Annotated in this window: 14 protein-coding genes; all 14 read right to left on the bottom strand. The window is 71.9% G+C overall.

Annotated features, from left to right (window positions below; genetic code table 11):
• Positions 1–116: 116 nt before the first annotated feature.
• The 14 genes from AB0F03_RS26895 to nrtL all read right to left on the bottom strand — a co-directional run bounded on the left by AB0F03_RS26895 (position 117) and on the right by nrtL (position 17,511).
• Positions 117–1,472, bottom strand: coding sequence for an MraY family glycosyltransferase (locus tag AB0F03_RS26895; RefSeq protein ID WP_361996373.1), 1,356 nt, complete (start codon positions 1,470–1,472; stop codon positions 117–119).
• A gap of 161 nt (positions 1,473–1,633) precedes the next feature.
• Entirely contained in the window at positions 1,634–2,872 is a 1,239-nt protein-coding gene (gene glyA / locus AB0F03_RS26890; RefSeq protein WP_361996371.1) for a serine hydroxymethyltransferase, read from the bottom strand.
• Between the two features lie 254 nt (positions 2,873–3,126).
• On the bottom strand, positions 3,127–3,804 hold the full coding sequence (locus AB0F03_RS26885; protein WP_356820117.1) for a protein-tyrosine-phosphatase: 678 nt from the start codon (positions 3,802–3,804) through the stop codon (positions 3,127–3,129).
• Positions 3,801–4,448, bottom strand: coding sequence for an L-threonylcarbamoyladenylate synthase (locus AB0F03_RS26880; RefSeq protein WP_356820115.1), 648 nt, complete (start codon positions 4,446–4,448; stop codon positions 3,801–3,803). The genes AB0F03_RS26885 and AB0F03_RS26880 overlap by 4 nt, the downstream gene beginning before the upstream one ends.
• A gap of 52 nt (positions 4,449–4,500) precedes the next feature.
• Positions 4,501–5,346 carry a peptide chain release factor N(5)-glutamine methyltransferase gene (gene prmC / locus AB0F03_RS26875; protein WP_356820113.1) on the bottom strand — a complete coding sequence of 282 codons (846 nt, stop codon included), beginning with the start codon at positions 5,344–5,346 and terminating at the stop codon, positions 4,501–4,503.
• Between the two features lie 39 nt (positions 5,347–5,385).
• Entirely contained in the window at positions 5,386–6,462 is a 1,077-nt protein-coding gene (gene prfA, locus AB0F03_RS26870) for a peptide chain release factor 1 (protein ID WP_361996368.1), read from the bottom strand.
• A 106-nt stretch (positions 6,463–6,568) separates the two neighbouring features.
• Positions 6,569–6,790 (bottom strand): 50S ribosomal protein L31, encoded by a 222-nt coding sequence (gene rpmE, locus AB0F03_RS26865; RefSeq protein WP_031140670.1) that lies wholly within the window; start codon positions 6,788–6,790, stop codon positions 6,569–6,571.
• A gap of 162 nt (positions 6,791–6,952) precedes the next feature.
• The gene (locus AB0F03_RS26860; RefSeq protein WP_361996366.1) at positions 6,953–8,086 is read right to left on the bottom strand and encodes an LCP family protein; all 1,134 of its coding nucleotides are present in this window, start codon (positions 8,084–8,086) and stop codon (positions 6,953–6,955) included.
• Between the two features lie 354 nt (positions 8,087–8,440).
• On the bottom strand, positions 8,441–10,507 hold the full coding sequence (gene rho, locus AB0F03_RS26855; RefSeq protein WP_361996364.1) for a transcription termination factor Rho: 2,067 nt from the start codon (positions 10,505–10,507) through the stop codon (positions 8,441–8,443).
• Between the two features lie 422 nt (positions 10,508–10,929).
• Entirely contained in the window at positions 10,930–11,847 is a 918-nt protein-coding gene (gene thrB, locus AB0F03_RS26850) for a homoserine kinase (protein ID WP_361996362.1), read from the bottom strand.
• A 496-nt stretch (positions 11,848–12,343) separates the two neighbouring features.
• Entirely contained in the window at positions 12,344–13,402 is a 1,059-nt protein-coding gene (gene thrC / locus AB0F03_RS26845; protein ID WP_361996360.1) for a threonine synthase, read from the bottom strand.
• 6 nt (positions 13,403–13,408) lie between these two features.
• On the bottom strand, positions 13,409–14,701 hold the full coding sequence (locus AB0F03_RS26840) for a homoserine dehydrogenase (protein ID WP_361996358.1): 1,293 nt from the start codon (positions 14,699–14,701) through the stop codon (positions 13,409–13,411).
• 167 nt (positions 14,702–14,868) lie between these two features.
• Entirely contained in the window at positions 14,869–16,260 is a 1,392-nt protein-coding gene (gene lysA, locus AB0F03_RS26835; RefSeq protein ID WP_361996356.1) for a diaminopimelate decarboxylase, read from the bottom strand.
• A 54-nt stretch (positions 16,261–16,314) separates the two neighbouring features.
• On the bottom strand, positions 16,315–17,511 hold the full coding sequence (gene nrtL, locus AB0F03_RS26830; RefSeq protein ID WP_361996354.1) for an ArgS-related anticodon-binding protein NrtL: 1,197 nt from the start codon (positions 17,509–17,511) through the stop codon (positions 16,315–16,317).
• Positions 17,512–17,776 lie beyond the last annotated feature (265 nt).

Genomic DNA, 17,776 nt, shown 5'->3' with positions numbered 1-17,776 from the left:
ACACATGAGAGTGACAGCGCCCGTCTGTGCAAAAACCGAACCGAGTTGTCTGGTATTGGGGATTTTGCTCCCCCACGAGTTGGCAATGCTCTAGTCAGATTCTTACCTTGGCCGTCTCAGCGACGGTGGGCGAAACGGGACCGGGAACCGATCGCGGTCGCCCCGTTGACGCCCGCGGCACCGGCCACGACGGGGTCCCGCTCCGCGGATTCCCCGGGCTCCCGCACCGGGTCGCCGGACCCCGGTGCCACCTCGTCCGACGCCTCGGCCTGCTGCCCGGACACGGCCGGCTCCACGCTCCGGCGGCGCCTGCGGTACCGCGGCGGCACGAACCGCTGGGCCCACACCGGCACCCGCGGGGTGAAGCGCGGGAGCAGCAGCAGGAGCAGCCCGATCGCGCTGAGGAACACCACGCCCAGCACGATCCACATCGACGCCGAGTTGACCGAGTAGGCGAGAGCGCCGAAGCCGATCAGGGCCGACCAGAAGTACATGATCAGCACGGCCCGGCTGTGCGAGTGGCCGATCTCCAGCAGCCGGTGGTGCAGATGGCCGCGGTCGGCGGCGAACGGGGACTGGCCGCGCCAGGTGCGCCGGACGATCGCCAGGACCAGGTCGGCGGCCGGCACGGCGATGATCGTCAGCGGCAGCAGGAGGGGGATGTAGACCGGGACCGTCTGGTGGACCGCCGCCTTCTCCGACCCCGTGAAGAGGGCCAGCGCGTCCGGGTCCACCTGACCGGTGATCGAGATCGCGCCCGCCGACAGCACCAGGCCGATCAGCATCGAACCCGAGTCGCCCATGAAGATCCGCGCCGGGTGCATGTTGTGCGGCATGAAGCCCAGGCACATGCCCATCAGGATCGCCGCGAAGAGGGTCGCCGGCGCCGCGGACTCGATGCCGTACGAGTACCAGATCCGGTAGGCGTACAGGAAGAACGCCGCCGCCGCGATGCACACCATGCCGGCCGCGAGACCGTCCAGGCCGTCCACGAAGTTCACCGCGTTGATCGTGATCACGACCAGCGCGACCGTCAGGAGCGTGCCCTGCCACTGGGTCAGGGCGACGTTGCCGACGCCCGGGATGGGCAGCCACAGGATCGTCAGACCCTGCATGACCATCACGCCCGCGGCGATCATCTGACCGCCCAGCTTGATCAGCGCGTCGATCTCGAACTTGTCGTCCAGGACGCCGATCAGCCAGATCAGGGCGGCACCGGAGAGCAGCGCCCGTGGTTCGTTCGACTTGGCGAAGACCTCGTTGAGGTTGGTCAGGTGGTCCGCGACCAGCAGGCCCGCGCACAGCCCGAAGAACATGGCGATACCACCGAGCCGCGGAGTGGGTTCCCGGTGCACGTCACGGGCCCGGATCTCCGGCATCGCCCCGGCCACGATCGCGAACTTCCGTACCGGCCCTGTCAGCAGATACGTCACCGCGGCCGTGATGCAGAGCGTCAGCAGGTATTCACGCACGGGCTTCCCCACAGGTCTCGCTGGCCATCACAGCCTCACACCCTAGCGACGGACGCATACGGTTGAGGACTTCCGGGTAGCGACGATGGTTGCACGGGTGGCTGTGCGCCACGGTCCACAGGGGTCCACACCGGGAGATACGGGACTTCGCCGGTCCCCGTTCAGCCGGGATACGGCGGGAACTCACCGGTGAGTGCGCGCACCTCCTCCCGGGCCGCGGCCGGCTGTGTACCGCCCCGCAGCACGGCCGCCAGCAGCGCCGCGATCCGCACCATCTCCGCCTCGCCCATGCCCTGCGTGGTCACGGCGGCCGTCCCCAGGCGCAGCCCGCGGCCGTCGCCGTGCGGCAGGGCGCAGCAGTCCAGCACCAGGCCGGCCGCCAGCAGCCGGCCACGCGCGGTGCGGCCGTCCACGCCGAGCGGGGCCGGGTCCGCGGTGATCAGGTGGGTGTCCGTGCCGCCGGTGGTGACGGCCAGCCCCTCCGCGGCCAGGTGCCCGGCGAGCACGCGCGCGTTGGCGACGACCTGATGGGCGTACGTCGCGAACGCCGGTGTCGCCGCCTCACCGAACGCGACGGCCTTGGCGGCGATGGTGTGCATCTGGGCGCCGCCCTGGGTGAAGGGGAAGACGGCCCGGTCCACCCGCTGGGCCAGCTCGGCACCGCACAGGAGCATCCCGCCGCGCGGACCGCGCAGCACCTTGTGGGTGGTCGCGCACACGATGTCCGCGAACGGCACCGGGTTCGGCGCCGCGCCGCCGGCGACCAGCCCGATCGGATGCGCGGCGTCGGCGATCAGATAGGCCCCGACCTCGTCGGCGACCGCGCGGAAGAAGGCGTAGTCGATGTGGCGGGGGTAGGCGATGGAACCGCACACGATGGCCTTGGGGCGGTGGTTGCGGGCCAGGTGGCGCACCTGGTCGTGGTCGATCAGACCGGTCTCGGCGTCGACGCCGTAGCCGACGAAGTCGAACCAGCGGCCGGAGAAGTTCGCCGGTGAGCCGTGGGTGAGGTGGCCCCCGTGGGGCAGGCCGAGGGCGAGGACGGTGTCGCCGGGGCGCAGCAGGGCCGCGTAGGCGGCCAGCACGGCCGAGGAGCCGGAGTGGGACTGCACATTGGCGTGCTCGGCGCCGAACAGGGCCCTGGCCCGGTCCACGGCGGCGCGTTCGGCGACGTCGACGATCTCGCAGCCGCCGTGGTGCCGGGCGCCGGGATACCCCTCGGCGTACTTGTTGGCGAGCGGCGAGCCGAGGGCGGCCAGCACGGCCGGCGAGCAGAAGTTCTCGGCGGCGATCAGCTGGAGCGTCGTCGACTGCCGCTGAAGCTCCCCCAGCAGGATCTCGGCCATCGCCGGATCCTGCCGCCGCAGGGCATCGGTCTCGTGGACGGTGGTGACCGACATGACGGACTCCGGGCGGTCGACGGTGGCGTATCCCCAATGTAGGCCCGCCCCCCGGCGAACGCGCGACCATCACGCCCGCACGGCCCGCCTCGGTACGAGCGGGTACTCCTGTCGGCTCAATCGGTGGCCGGCCGCGCGCCACCGCACGCACAACGCCGGCGGGAACTCCCCGACGCGCCTCACGCGCGCTCGGCCCCGGCGGGCCTGCCGGCTTCGGGACGCCGCGGCCGACCCGGGCCGCCGCACGCCGGCCGTCACGCGCGCGCCGGTACCCCCGTCAGCGCGGTGACGACCGGGTCCAGGGCGTCCCGTATCTCGTCGCCGATCGAACGGAAGAACGTCAGGGGCGCGCCGTAGGGGTCGTAGACCTCGTCCGCCTCCGCCGTCGGGGCCAGCAGCCAGCCCCGCAGCGCCGCCGCCGCCCGCACCAGCGCCCGCGCCCGCATCACCACCCCGTCCTCCAGCGGCGGCAGCGTGGTGGGGTCTATGGCGCGGACCAGGCGGGTGAACTCCTTGAGGGTGAAGGTGCGCAGCCCTGCGGAATGGCCCATGGAGATGACCTGGGCGCGGTGGTCGCGGGTGGCGGTCAGGACCAGGTCGGCCATGATCACGTGTTCGTCCAGCAGCTCCCGGCCGACGAAGCCGGAGGTGTCCGCGCCGAACTCGGCCAGCACGGTCTCCGCGTGGGACTCCATGGACGCACCCTCGTGGCCCCAGGTGCCCGCGCTCTCCACGATCAGCCCGCCACCGAGTACGCCGAGCCGCTCCGCGACGAAGTGGCGGGTCAGCCGCTCGGTGATGGGTGAGCGGCACACGTTGCCGGTGCTGACGTGGAGGATGCGGAAGGTGTCGCGCGGAAACCCGAACGTCGTCGTCTCCTCCGCGCTGTAACCCCCGCCGCCTATGCCACGCCCCGCTTCAGGGGCCGTCAATTCGCCACCTCGAGGTCGGGTACCACCTTGCGCAGCTCGTCGGGGGAGATCGCGCCCTCGCGCAGCAGCAGCGGCACCTCGCGGGAGACGTCCACGATGGACGACGGCACGATGCCCGGGGTGGGCCCGCCGTCGAGGTAGACGGAGACGGAGTCGCCGAGCATCTGCTGGGCGGCGTCGCAGTTCTCCGGCGCCGGGTGACCGGTGAGGTTGGCGGAGGACACGGCCATCGGACCGACCTCGGTGAGCAGCTCGATGGCGACCGGGTGCAGCGGCATGCGCACGGCGACCGTGCCGCGGGTGTCGCCGAGGTCCCACTGGAGGGACGGCTGGTGCCTGGCGACGAGCGTCAGGGCGCCCGGCCAGAACGCGTCGACCAGCTCCCAGGCCAGCTCGGAGAAGTCCGTGACGAGGCCGTGCAGGGTGTTCGGGGAGCCGATGAGGACGGGGGTGGGCATGTTGCGGCCCCGGCCCTTGGCGGCGAGCAGGTCGCTGACGGCCTCCGAGGAGAACGCGTCGGCGCCGATCCCGTACACCGTGTCGGTCGGCAGCACCACCAGCTCGCCCCGGCGGACGGCGGACGCCGCCTCGCGCAGACCCGTCACGCGGTCGGTCGCGTCGTTGGTGTCGTATCGCCGTGCCATGACTAACTGGCCTCCTCGTACACGTACTGCGGGGTGGGGGTCTGCGGGGTGCTCACGGCAGCGCCTTGCGGGCCGTCGCGAAGCGGGGGCGGTTGTTGAGGTCGGGGTGGTCGGCCGCGTCGGCCCAGCCCCGCTCCTCGGTGAAGATCCACGGCACCTGGCCGCCCTGGGTGTCGGCGTGCTCGATAACGACGACACCGCCGGGGCGCAGCAGCCGGTGCGCGGTGCGTTCGATGCCCCGGATAAGGTCGAGTCCGTCCTCACCGGAGAACAGGGCCAGCTCCGGGTCGTAGTCGCGGGCCTCCGGGGCGACGTACTCCCATTCGGTGAGCGGGATGTACGGCGGGTTGGAGATGACCAGGTCGACCTGGCCGTCGAGGTCGGGGAAGGCCGTGAGGGCGTCACCCTGGCGCAGGTCGACCCGCGACCCGGACACGTTCTTGCGCGTCCACACCAGGGCGTCCTCGGACAGTTCCACGGCGTGGACGCGGGAGCGCGGCACCTCCTGCGCGAGGGCCAGCGCGATGGCACCGGAGCCGGTGCACAGGTCGACGATGCACGGCTCCACGACGTCCATGGCGCGTACGGCGTCTATGGCCCAGCCGACCACGGACTCCGTCTCCGGCCGGGGCACGAACACGCCCGGCCCGACCTGGAGCTCCAGGTACCGGAAGTACGCCCGCCCGGTGATGTGCTGGAGCGGCTCGCGCTGCTCGCGCCGGGCGATGACCTCCCAGTACCGGGCGTCGAAGTCGGTGTCCTTCACGGAGTGGAGTCCGCCGCGCTTCACGCCGTGCACGAAGGCGGCCAACTCCTCCGCGTCGTTGCGCGGCGAGGGCACGCCGGCGTCGGCCAGCCGCTGGGTGGCCTGGGCCACCTCTGCGAGCAGCAGGTTCACGCGAGTCCTCCGTGTCGTACTCGTGCGGGCGTACGGGTCTTACGCGGCGGCGAGCTTCGCCGCCGAGTCTGCGTCGACGCAGGCCTGGATGACCGCGTCGAGGTCGCCGTCCAGGACCTGGTCCAGGTTGTACGCCTTGAAGCCGACGCGGTGGTCGGAGAGCCGGTTCTCCGGGAAGTTGTAGGTGCGGATCTTCTCGGAGCGGTCGACGGTGCGGACCTGGCTGCGGCGGGCGTCGGCGGCCTCCCGCTCGGCCTCCTCCTGCGCCGCCGCGAGCAGCCTGGAGCGCAGGATACGCAGCGCCTGCTCCTTGTTCTGGAGCTGGCTCTTCTCGTTCTGGCAGGAGGCGACGACTCCGGTCGGCAGGTGCGTGATCCGCACCGCGGAGTCGGTGGTGTTGACGGACTGCCCGCCCGGGCCGGAGGACCGGTAGACGTCGATGCGGAGGTCGTTGGGGTTGATCTCGACGTCGACCTCCTCGGCCTCCGGCGTGACGAGCACACCGGCGGCGGAGGTGTGGATACGGCCCTGGGACTCGGTGGCCGGCACCCGCTGCACGCGGTGCACCCCGCCCTCGTACTTCAGCCGCGCCCACACGCCCTGACCGGGCTCGGTCGCGCCCTGGCCGCCCTTGGTCTTCACCGCGACCTGGACGTCCTTGTAGCCGCCCAGCTCGGACTCGGTGGCGTCGATGATCTCGGTCTTCCAGCCGACGCGCTCGGCGTAGCGCAGGTACATGCGCAGCAGGTCACCGGCGAACAGGGCCGACTCGTCACCGCCGGCGCCCGCCTTGATCTCCAGAATGACGTCCTTGTCGTCACTCGGGTCGCGCGGGACGAGCAGCAGCCGCAGCTTCTCGGTCAGCTCCTCGCGTTGCTTCTCCAGATCCTTGACCTCGGCGGCGAAGTCGGAGTCGTCGGCCGCGAACTCGCGCGCGGTCTCCACGTCGTCGCCGGTCTGCTTCCAGGAGCGGTACGTGGCGACGATCGGGGTCAGCTCGGCGTAGCGCTTGTTCAGCTTGCGCGCGTTCGCCTGGTCGGAGTGGACCGACGGGTCGGCGAGCTTCTTCTCCAGGTCGGCGTGCTCGACGACGAGTTCCTCGACGGCCTCGAACATTCTGGGCTCCTGTACTGCGGTGAAGGAAAGGGCGGGCGACCAAAAACGCCGGTCCCGGGCACACCCCGCGAGAGGGCGTGGCCGTGGACCGGCGATATGGGGCTCGCTACTTCTTGGAGCCGGCGGCCTTGCCGAAGCGGGCCTCGAAGCGGGCCACACGGCCACCGGTGTCGAGGATCTTCTGCTTGCCCGTGTAGAACGGGTGGCACTCGGAGCAGACGTCGGCCCGGATGGCACCGGACTCGATGGTGCTGCGGGTGGTGAACGACGCGCCACAGGTGCAGCTGACCTGCGTCTCGACGTACTCGGGGTGGATGTCGCGCTTCAAGGTGTCTCCTAGGTATCGGGAGGGCGCCGGGTCGCCGCCACGGGATGCGGGAGCGTGAACCGGAGCCGACGTACCAGTCTGCCAGGACTGGGGCCATCCACCCAAACCGGGGGTACGGTCGTTCTATTCCTGGGGGCCGCACAGGCCCCTGCGGCGCTACGCCTAGCCGGTCACCACGCCCGTGGCCTCGCCCGTCGCCGTGCCTTGCGTGGCCGCCCTGGGGATCGGCCGGTCGCTCTTCAGGGCGTTCCACACCAGCGCGGCCTTGCTCCGCTCCAGGAGGACCCGGTTGGGGTTGGCCGGGTCGTACCGCACGGGCATCGTGACCATCTTCATGTGCGACGAGCCGATGCCCTTGAGGCCGTTGGCGAAGTCCATCAGGGAGTTGACCGAGCCGAGGTCGGAGTCGGTGGTGACGGCCTTGGTGGCGGTGTCCGCGAGGTCGAACAGCTTCTTGGGGTTCGTGAAGACGCCGACGTGCTTGACCTGATCGATCAGTGCCTTGATGAAGGCCTGCTGGAGCTGGATGCGGCCCAGGTCGGAACCGTCGCCCACGCCGTGCCGGGTGCGCACCAGGCCGAGGGCCCGCTCGCCGTCCAGGGTGTGCGCGCCGGCCTTGAGGCGCAGGTGGCTCTGCGGGTCGTCGATGGCCTTGGTGGTCGTCACCCGGACCCCGCCGAGGTCGTCGATGAGTCTCTGGAAGCCCTCGAAGTCGACCTCCAGGTAGTGGTCCATGCGGATCCCGCTGATCGACTCGACGGTCTTCACCGCGCAGGCCGCGCCCCCGGTGGAGTACGCCTCGTTGAACATCACGCCGGACGCGACGGGGTGGGCGGTGCCCTTGGTGTCGGTGCATTCGGGCCGGTCGACGAGGGTGTCCCGGGGGATGGAGACCACGCTGGCCCGCTGGTGGCCCTCGTACACGTGGACGATCATCGCCGTGTCGGACCGGGCGCTGCCGTCGTCGGTGCCGCCGCCGAGCTTCCTGTTCTTGCCGGACCGGGTGTCCGAGCCGAGGACCAGGATGTTCTCGGACCCGTTGTCGATCTTCGTGGGCCGGTCGCTGCCGAGGGCCTGGTTGATGTCGACGCTGCGGATGTTGCCGTTGAGCTTGACGTACACGAGCCCGGCGCCGGCGCCGCCCAGCACGACCACGCCCGCGGCCGTCCAGGCCGTCACGAGCAGCGCCTTGCGGTGCGTGCCACGGGCCTTGCGGCGGCGGCCCCTGCCCCCGCGGCGGGATCCGGTCGTGCCCTGCCCGGTTATGGCGGGCTCGGGCGTGCTCTCGGCGGCCACAGCGCTCCTCGGTCTCGTCGGTCGGCTACCCCCTGCTGTCAGGGTCAGGCGCGGTTCTCACCGCTCCATCGTCGCTCCGCCGGGTCAGACGGAGAAACCGGGAAAAGGGTTGCACGACGCAGAGTGCCCGCCGCGTGCGGAAAAGGTCACGGCGGGTAGTCGCCTGTTTCCGGCCGACCGCGTTCACCTGCGGTTCGGCGTCGGAGGCCGTACGTCCGGACTTCTGTGCCCGCCCGGATTCCTGTGGCAAAGATCTCGGGTCGCACGCCCTCCCCTCCCCCGGCGCAACGAGCCCGCCCCCCGTCCACAAGGGGACGGGGGGCGGGCTCGTGCGGTTCAGGGACGCGGAGACGTTCAGTCACCGTTTCCCGGCGTCGGCGTCGTCTTCTGGATCTGCATCAGGAACTCGCCGTTCGACTTGGTCTGCTTCATCTTGTCCAGCAGCAGCTCGATGGCCTGCTGCTGGTCGAGCGCGTGCAGCACCCGGCGCAGCTTCCAGGTGACGGCCAGCTCCTCGTTGCCGAGCAGGATCTCTTCCTTACGGGTACCGGACGCGTCGACGTCCACCGCCGGGAAGATGCGCTTGTCGGCGAGCTTGCGGTCGAGCTTGAGCTCCGCGTTGCCGGTGCCCTTGAACTCCTCGAAGATCACCTCGTCCATGCGGGACCCGGTGTCCACCAGCGCGGTGGCGAGGATGGTGAGCGAGCCACCGTCCTCGATGTTCCGCGCCGCGCCGAAGAACCGCTTCGGCGGGTACAGCGCGGTCGAGTCGACACCACCGGACAGGATGCGGCCGGAGGCCGGGGCCGCCAGGTTGTAGGCACGGCCCAGACGCGTGATCGAGTCGAGCAGCACGACGACGTCGTGACCCAGCTCCACCAGGCGCTTGGCGCGCTCGATGGCCAGCTCGGCGACCGTGGTGTGGTCCTCGGCCGGGCGGTCGAAGGTCGAGGAGATGACCTCGCCCTTCACCGACCGCTGCATGTCGGTGACCTCTTCCGGACGCTCGTCGACGAGGACGACCATCAGGTGGCACTCGGGGTTGTTGTGCGTGATCGCGTTGGCGATCGCCTGCATGATCATGGTCTTGCCGGTCTTCGGCGGGGCCACGATCAGACCGCGCTGGCCCTTGCCGATCGGCGCGACGAGGTCGATGATCCGGGTCGTCAGCACGCCCGGGTCGGTCTCCAGGCGGAGGCGGTCCTGCGGGTAGAGCGGCGTCAGCTTGTTGAACTCCGGGCGGCCGCGGCCGTGTTCGGGCGCCATGCCGTTGACGGAGTCGAGGCGGACCAGCGCGTTGAACTTCTCGCGGCGCTCACCCTCCTTGGGCTGGCGGACCGCGCCGGTGAGGTGGTCACCCTTGCGCAGACCGTTCTTGCGGACCTGGGCGAGGGAGACGTACACGTCGTTCGGGCCGGGCAGGTAGCCGGAGGTCCGGATGAACGCGTAGTTGTCCAGGATGTCCAGGATGCCCGCGACGGGGATCAGGACGTCGTCGTCGGTGACCTGCGGCTCGGCGATCTCGTCGCGGCCACGACGGCCACGGCGGTCGCGGTAGCGGCCCCGACGGCCACGGCGGCCGCCCTCGAAGTCGTCGTCGTCCTGCTGCTGCTGGCGGTCGCGGTCCTGCCGGCCGCCGCCCTGCTGCTGGCCCTGCTGCTGACGGTCCTGCCGGTCCTGACGGCCGCCGCCGCCCTGACCCTGCTGCTGCTCGTCGCCCTTGCCACGGCGGTCGCGGTCCCGGCCGCGCTCACGGCGGTCGCGGCGGCCACGGCCCTCGCCGTCACCGGCGTCGCCCTTCGCGTCGCCCTGCTGCTGCGACTGCTGCGCGGGCGTCTCGGCCTTGGGCTCGCTCTTGGCCTCGGCGGCGACGGTGTCGGCACCGCTTCCGGCCGGGCTGCCCGCATCGGCGGTGGCACGGCGGCGACGGCGCTCGACCGGGGCGTCGTCCGCCCCGCGCTCGGCCTCTCCCCCACGCTCGGCCGCGCTCGCGCGGGAGGGGCCCCCGGCGGGCTGGCCGGGGATCTCGATCTGCTGCTGGGCCACGGCCTTGTCGGCGGGCGCCTCGGACCGGGTCCCGGCCTTGTTCTCCGCGTCCTCGGCGGAGTCGCCGGTGCGGGCCTTGGAGGTGGCCCGGCGCTTCGGCTTGGTCTCGGTGGCGGTCTCGGCCTTGGGGGCGGCGCCCCCGGATGCCTGCGCCTCCTTGATGACCTCGATCAGCTGGCTCTTGCGCATCCGCGCGGTGCCCCTGATACCGAGGCCCGAGGCGACCTGCTGAAGCTCGGCCAGCACCATGCCCTCGAGGCCGGTACCGCGGCGCCGCCGGGAGCCGGCACCGGCGGCAGGCGCGGAGGCGTCCGTGGAGGGCGCGGCAGCGGTCTCCTCGACACGTGCGCCCATCAGATCGGTGGTGTCGCTCACGAAGGGTCCTTCCCTGGAGCGGACGTCGGCCTGTCTGGCTCGGCGACCGGTTGTGCTGTCCGGCTACGGTCCTGTCTTCTGTGAACCGTGCCGGGGCGGTGGTCCGCCAAAGCGGCGGAAGAAAATGTGCGGTGATGGCGCTTCCGCGAGCCGTGGCACCGTGTGTCACGTGGCGCGGTAGCACCGGTTCCGGAGGTCCCCTAGAGGGGGTACCCCCACCGGCGGCCCGCTCAGCGCTCGCCTACGACGTACTGCCCAGGTACGGCGCAAGGAACACGGAGTGGCGCGGGAGGCTCCCGGAAGAATGTCTGTCCCCGACGGGGACACGAGGCACCTCGCCATGGTGAGGTCGGGTGCAGACTTGAGATTAACACTACCGGATCCCACAAACATTCCCCCTCTCCAAATCCGGCAACCGCGTGTCAGGACGCAAGCGGCAGCACGCTCGCTCCCCGTACGTCGAGGTCCAGCCGGTTGGCGGCCCACTCGGCGCCGGCCAGGGCTTCCACCTTGTCGGCGGTGCCGGCGTCGGCGAGGGCCATGACGGTGGGTCCGGCGCCGGAGATGACGGCCGGGACGCCGTCGGCGCGCAACCGCTCCACCAGCGCCGCGCTGTCCGGCATGGCCGGGGCGCGGTACTCCTGGTGCAGACGGTCCTCGGTGGCGGGCAGCAGCAGCTCGGGGCGCCTGGTCAGCGCCTCGACGAGCAGGGCGGCGCGGCCCGCGTTGGCGGCGGCGTCGACGTGCGGCACGGAGCGCGGGAGCAGGCCGCGCGCGGTCTCGGTGAGGACCGGCTTCCCGGGCACGAAAACCACCGGAACGATGGAATGGTGGGGCTCCATCCTGATGGCCCGGGCGGCGCCGGCCTCCATCCAGGACAGGGTGAAGCCGCCGAGCAGACACGCGGCCACGTTGTCGGGGTGGCCCTCGATCTCGGTGGCCAGCTCCAGCAGCGCGGCGTCGTCCAGGCGGGACTCGCCGCCTATGGTCACCGCGCGGGCGGCGACGATACCGGCGCAGATGGCGGCGGAGGAGGAGCCGAGGCCCCGGCCGTGCGGGATGCGGTTGGCGCAGACGATCTCCAGGCCCCGGGGCTGGCCGCCCAGCAGGTCGAAGGCCGTGCGCAGGGAGCGGACGAGGAGGTGGCTCTCGTCCCGCGGGAGGGTCTCGCCGCCCTCGCCCGCGATGTCGATGTGCAGCCCGGTGTCGGCCACCCGGACGACCACGTCGTCGTAGAGCCCCAGCGCGAGACCCAGGGCGTCGAAGCCGGGGCCGAGGTTGGCGCTGGTGGCGGGAACGCGCACCCGGACGGCGGCGGCGCGGAACGCTGGACCGGCCATCGCTCGTTGACTCTCCTTGAGCTGCGTGACTGGCGGATGACGCTCGATGATTCGAGGGTCGTCCGGTGGACTGCCGATGACTGACGTACGAAGACCCGTCGGGCCGCGGAGACGGCGCCGTGCCACACGCTGGGGCATATGCGGTGGGCGGGTTGGATACAGCCTATCGAAGGAAGGTTCCGTGGCGACATAGGGCGCACAGGAGGCGCACGATGCGTGTCGGAAGCCGCCTGTGCCCCTGTCGGGGACGGCCCCGGACCAGGGACGCCCGGCCCGGGACACAGGGCCGGAACACCCGGCCCCGGGCGCCCGGACCGACCAGGTGCCGTGGCCGGGATGCCATGGCCGGGATGCCGTGGCCGGGGCGCGGCGCGCAGGCGGCGCGCCCCGGGCCGTGAGCGTCGGACGAGGCCGTGACCGTGACCGTCGGACCAGGCCGTGACCGTGGGACGCGGCCGTGACCGTCGGACGCGGCCGTGACCGTCGGACGAGGCTGTCAGGCGAGGCCGAGGCGCTCGGCCGCGGTGGCCGCGTCGACCGGGACGGTGACCGGCTGCGGGGCGCCGGCGACGGCCCAGTCGGGGTCCTTCAGGCCGTTGCCGGTGACGGTGCACACGATGCGCTGCCCCGGGTCGACCTTGCCCTGTTCGGCGGCCTTGAGCAGACCGGCCACGGAAGCGGCGGAGGCGGGCTCCACGAAGACACCCTCCTGCGCGGCCAACAGCCGGTAGGCGCGCAGGATTTCACGGTCCGTCACCTCGTCGATGACACCGCCGGACTCGTCCCGCGCGGCCAGGGCGTACTGCCAGGAGGCGGGGTTGCCGATGCGGATGGCGGTGGCGATGGTCGACGGGTCCTTGACGACCTCGCCGCGCACGATCGGGGCGCTGCCGGAGGCCTGGAAGCCCCACATGCGGGGAGTCGCGGTGGCGATGCCGTCGGCGGCGTACTCCCGGTAGCCCTTCCAGTAGGCGGTGATGTTGCCCGCGTTGCCGACCGGCAGGACGTGGATGTCCGGCGCGTCGCCGAGCATGTCGACGATCTCGAAGGCAGCTGTCTTCTGGCCCTCGATGCGCACCGGGTTGACCGAATTCACCAGCGCCACGGGGTAGTTCTCGCTCAGGGCGCGGGCGAGGGTGAGGCAGTCGTCGAAGTTGCCGTCCACCTGGAGGATCTTCGCGCCGTGCACGAGGGCCTGGCCCATCTTGCCGAGCGCGATCTTGCCCTGCGGCACGAGGACCGCGGACACCATGCCGGCGCGTACGGCGTACGCGGCGGCGGAGGCGGAGGTGTTGCCCGTGGAGGCGCAGATGACCGCCTTGGCCCCCTCCTCCTTGGCCTTGCTGATGGCCATGGTCATGCCGCGGTCCTTGAAGGACCCGGTGGGGTTGGCTCCCTCCACCTTCAGGTGGACCTCGCAGCCCGTGCGCTCGGAGAGCACCTGCGCGGGCACGAGGGGCGTGCCGCCCTCGCGGAGCGTCACGACCGGCGTGCTGTCGGAGACCGGAAGCCTGTCCCGGTACTCCTCGATGATTCCGCGCCACTGGTGGGTCATTGCTGGTTACTCTCCTTCAACCCGCATGATGCTGGCGACACCCCGCACGGTGTCGAGCTTGCGCAGTGCCTCGACGGTCCCGGTGAGGGAGGCGTCGGAGGCCCGGTGGGTGACGACGACGAGGGAGGCCTCGCCGTCCTTGCCCTGCTGCCGAACGGTGTCGATGGAGACGCCGTGTTCGGCGAAGACGGTGGCGACCTGGGCGAGCACGCCCGGTTTGTCGGCCACGTCGAGGCTGATGTGGTACCGGGTGACGACCTCGCCCATCGAGGAGACGGTCAGGTCGGCGTACGCCGACTCGCCGGGCCCGGTGGTGCCGTTGAGCCGGTTGCGGCAGACGGCGACCAGGTCGCCGAGGACGGCGGAGGCGGTCGGGGCACCGCCGGCGCCGGGGCCGTAGAACATCAGTTGCCCGGCCGCGTCCGACTCCACGAAGACGGCGTTGTACGCGCCGCGCACCGAGGCGAGCGGGTGGCTGAGCGGGATCATCGCCGGGTGCACGCGCGCGGTGACCGACGCCCCGTCCTTGGCGCGCTCGCAGATGGCGAGCAGCTTGATGGTGCAGCCCATCTCGCCGGCCGAGCGGAAGTCGGCGGCGGTGACCTCGGTCATGCCCTCGCGGTAGACGTCGTCGAGGCGCACGCGCGTGTGGAAGGCGATGCCGGCGAGGATCGCGGCCTTGGCGGCGGCGTCGAAGCCTTCGACGTCGGCGGTCGGGTCGGCCTCCGCGTACCCGAGGGCGGTGGCCTCGTCCAGGGCCTCCTGGTAGCCCGCCCCCGTGGAGTCCATCTTGTCGAGGATGAAGTTGGTGGTGCCGTTGACGATGCCGAGCACGCGGTTGACCTTGTCGCCGGCGAGGGACTCGCGCAGCGGCCGGATCAGCGGGATGGCGCCGGCGACGGCGGCCTCGTAGTAGAGGTCCTTGCCGTGCTGCCCGGCGGCGGCGTGCAGCGCGGCCCCGTCCTGGGCGAGCAGCGCCTTATTGGCCGAGACGACGGAGGCGCCGTGTTCGAAGGCGGTGGTGATGAGGGTCCGCGCGGGCTCGATCCCGCCGATGACCTCGACGACCACGTCGATGTCGCCGCGTTTGACGAGGGCGGTGGCGTCGGTGGTGACGAGGGCCGGATCGATGCCCTCCCGGACCCTGGAGGGCCGCCGGACCGCGACGCCTGCGAGTTCCACCGGGGCGCCGATCCGCGCGGCGAGGTCGTCGGCGTGCGTCGTCATGATGCGCGCCACCTCTGAGCCGACCACTCCACAGCCCAGCAGCGCCACCTTCAGCGGACGCGTACGCATCATCCGACCTCGTTTCCTCATACCGTCTACGGTTGGACCAGTCTCACTCACCGGACGACAGTTTCTACCCTTCGTCCGGATCGTGAGACATGTATTTCATTTGTACGGAGGCGCGGAGCCGGAGATCTTCCACCCCCGGTCACACCCCCGCGATTTCCCGTGGGAACCGGTCACCCCACGTCCAGACGCAGGAGGTCCTCCTCCGTCTCGCGCCGGACGATCACCCGGGCCTCGCCGTCCCGTACGGCGACGACGGGCGGCCGGAGCACGTGGTTGTAGTTGCTGGCCATGGACCGGCAGTACGCGCCCGTCGCCGGTACGGCGATCAGGTCGCCCGGCGCCACGTCGGCGGGCAGGAACGCGTCCTTGACCACGATGTCCCCGCTCTCGCAGTGCTTGCCGACGACGCGGGCGAGCACGGGCTCCGCGTCGGAGACCCGCGACACCAGCGCGACGCTGTACTCGGCGTCGTACAGCGCGGTCCGGATGTTGTCGGACATGCCGCCGTCGACGGAGACGTACGTCCGCAGCCCCTCCAACGGCTTCACGGTGCCGACCTCGTAGAGCGTGAAGGCCGTCGGCCCGACGATGGCCCGCCCCGGCTCGACGGAGATCCGCGGGGTGCGCAGCCCGGCCGCCTCGCACTCGCGCGTGACGATCTCGTTGAGCGCCTTGGCGATCTCGTGCGGCTCACGGGGATCGTCGTCGCTGGTGTAGGCGATACCGAGCCCGCCGCCCAGGTCGATCTCGGGCAGCTCGACCCCGTGCTCGTCCCGGACGTCCCGCAGCAGCCCGACCACGCGGTGGGCGGCGACCTCGAAACCGGACATGTCGAAGATCTGCGACCCGATGTGGGAGTGGATCCCGATCAGCTCCAGCCCGTCGAGGTGCAGCGCCCGCCGTACGGCCTCCGCGGCCTGCCCCCCGGCCAGCGGAATGCCGAACTTCTGGTCCTCGTGGGCGGTGGCGATGAACTCGTGGGTGTGCGCCTCCACGCCCACGGTGATCCGGATCTGGACCGGCTGGCGCCTGCCGAGCGACTGCGCGATGTGCGCGACCCGCACGATCTCCTGGAAGGAGTCCAGGACGATGCGCCCGACACCAGCCTCGACCGCCCGGGTGATCTCCGCGACGGACTTGTTGTTGCCGTGCAGGGCGATCCGCTCGGCGGGCATGCCGGCGCTCAGGGCGGTGGCCAGTTCCCCGCCCGAGCAGACGTCGAGATTGAGCCCCTCCTCGTGCAGCCACCGCACGACGGCCCGGGACAGGAAGGCCTTCCCGGCGTAGAACACGTCGGCGTCCGGACCGAACGCGCTGCGCCAGGCACGGGCGCGGACCCGGAAGTCGGCCTCGTCGAGGATGTAGGCGGGCGTGCCGAACTCCTCGGCGAGCCGGGTGGCGGTGATCCCGCCGACGGTGAGGACACCGTCGTCGTTACGGCCGACGGTCCGGGCCCACACCTTGGGATCGAGGGTGTTCAGGTCGGCGGGCGGCGCGGAGTAGTGCCCCTCGGGCAGGACGTCGGCGTGGCGGGGCCCGGCGGGATGGGCGGAACGGCTCATGACGTGGCTCTCAGACTCTCTGTCTCTCTCCGGGACGCATCTGCTCTCGGCGCCTCAGAGATGTTCGGGTGCGTCGATGCCGAGCAGGGACAGGCCGCCGGCCAGCACCGTCCCGGCAGCTTCGGCGAGGGCCAGCCGGGCACGGTGGGCGGCCGAGGGTTTCTCGTCCCCACGGGGAAGCACGCAGGGCAGAAAGGGCAGCACGGCATCGGCGACGGTCACGAGATGCCGGGCGACCCGGTCCGGGGCACGGTGGGTGGCGGCCGCGGCGAGGATACGGGGGTGGTCGGCGAGGGGGGTCAGCAGCGGGCGGAGGGTGGTGCCGGCTTCGGGGTGGGGGTGGGGGTGGGGGGCCGGGCGCGGGAGGGCGTCCGGCTGGGTGGGGGCGGGGTTGCCGGGGCGGGGGGCGGCGGCATCCGGGGCAGGGTCGCCGGGGCGGGGGCCGGCGGCGGTCGTGACGTAGTGGCCGAGGTGGGGGGCCGCGACGGGTGCGGGTTCGACGGGTCCCGATTCGGCGGGTCCGGGTCCGACGGGTGCGGGTCCTACGGGTCCGGCTTCGGCGGTGAAGCCCAGGCGGGCGGCGTTACGGCTGAGGGACCGGATACGGGCGTGGGCGTATCGGACACGGAAGAGGGGATTGCTCTCCCGCTGCACCAGGTGGTCGGCGCTGATCCGGGGCCGGTCGTGCGGGGCCGGGTGGAGCAGGGCCCACCGGGCCGCGTCGGGACCGAGCGGGGCGGGATCCTCCGGTGCGGGCACGGGCCGCAGGTTGGCGGGCTCGCCGTGCTCGACGGTGGCCCGGCCGCCCTGCGCCCCCACGAGCCGTACGACCACGTCGGCGACGACCTCGGCCCGCACCTCGTACGGCACGCGCAGCGCGACGAGCTGGCCGGCGAGGGCGTCACCTTGCCCGTACCGCTCGCCCTTGTCCCGGATCTCGCGCACCAGCCCGCTGACGGAGTCGGCCTGGGCGGCGAGGGTGATGTTGAGGAACCCGGGCCCGGTGACGACGACGTCCCGGATGCCGGCGGCGCCGGCGAGGCGGGGCCGCAGGATCTCGGCGACCCGCCGCGGGGGCTGCCCGGCCGGCCGGGCGAGCTGGAGCGCGATGGTGGTGGCGTAGTCCCCGCAACCACCGGGCCCCGGCTCACCCACCACGGCCCGCTCGGGCACGGTCACACTCAGCGCTCCGTCATCGACAGCGCGACGCACCGCGCGCAGCACGGTACGGGAGAGCTCGACGGGGGTCACGGGACAAGCGTAGGGGAGGAGGGGGGTGGGTAGGCGAGGCGGTTATCCACCGGGCCCTGCCCCCGCGGTGCGTGCGCCTCACTCTCCGCGGTGCGCGCCGCCCTACCCTCCGCGGGCCATCCCGCCCGGCACACCGTCGGAGAGTCCCTCACCACCCGGGGAGTCATCACGGCCGGGACATCCGCCGCTACCGGAGACACGGTGCGAACCGGAAGCCCCACCTTCACCGGCCCCGGCATCACCACCGCCCGGCCCCCGGCCTCCT

The sequence above is a fragment of the Streptomyces sp. NPDC028722 genome, from assembly GCF_040637655.1.
GTDB lineage: Bacteria > Actinomycetota > Actinomycetes > Streptomycetales > Streptomycetaceae > Streptomyces.
This window is presented reverse-complemented; position numbering and strand designations above follow the sequence as displayed.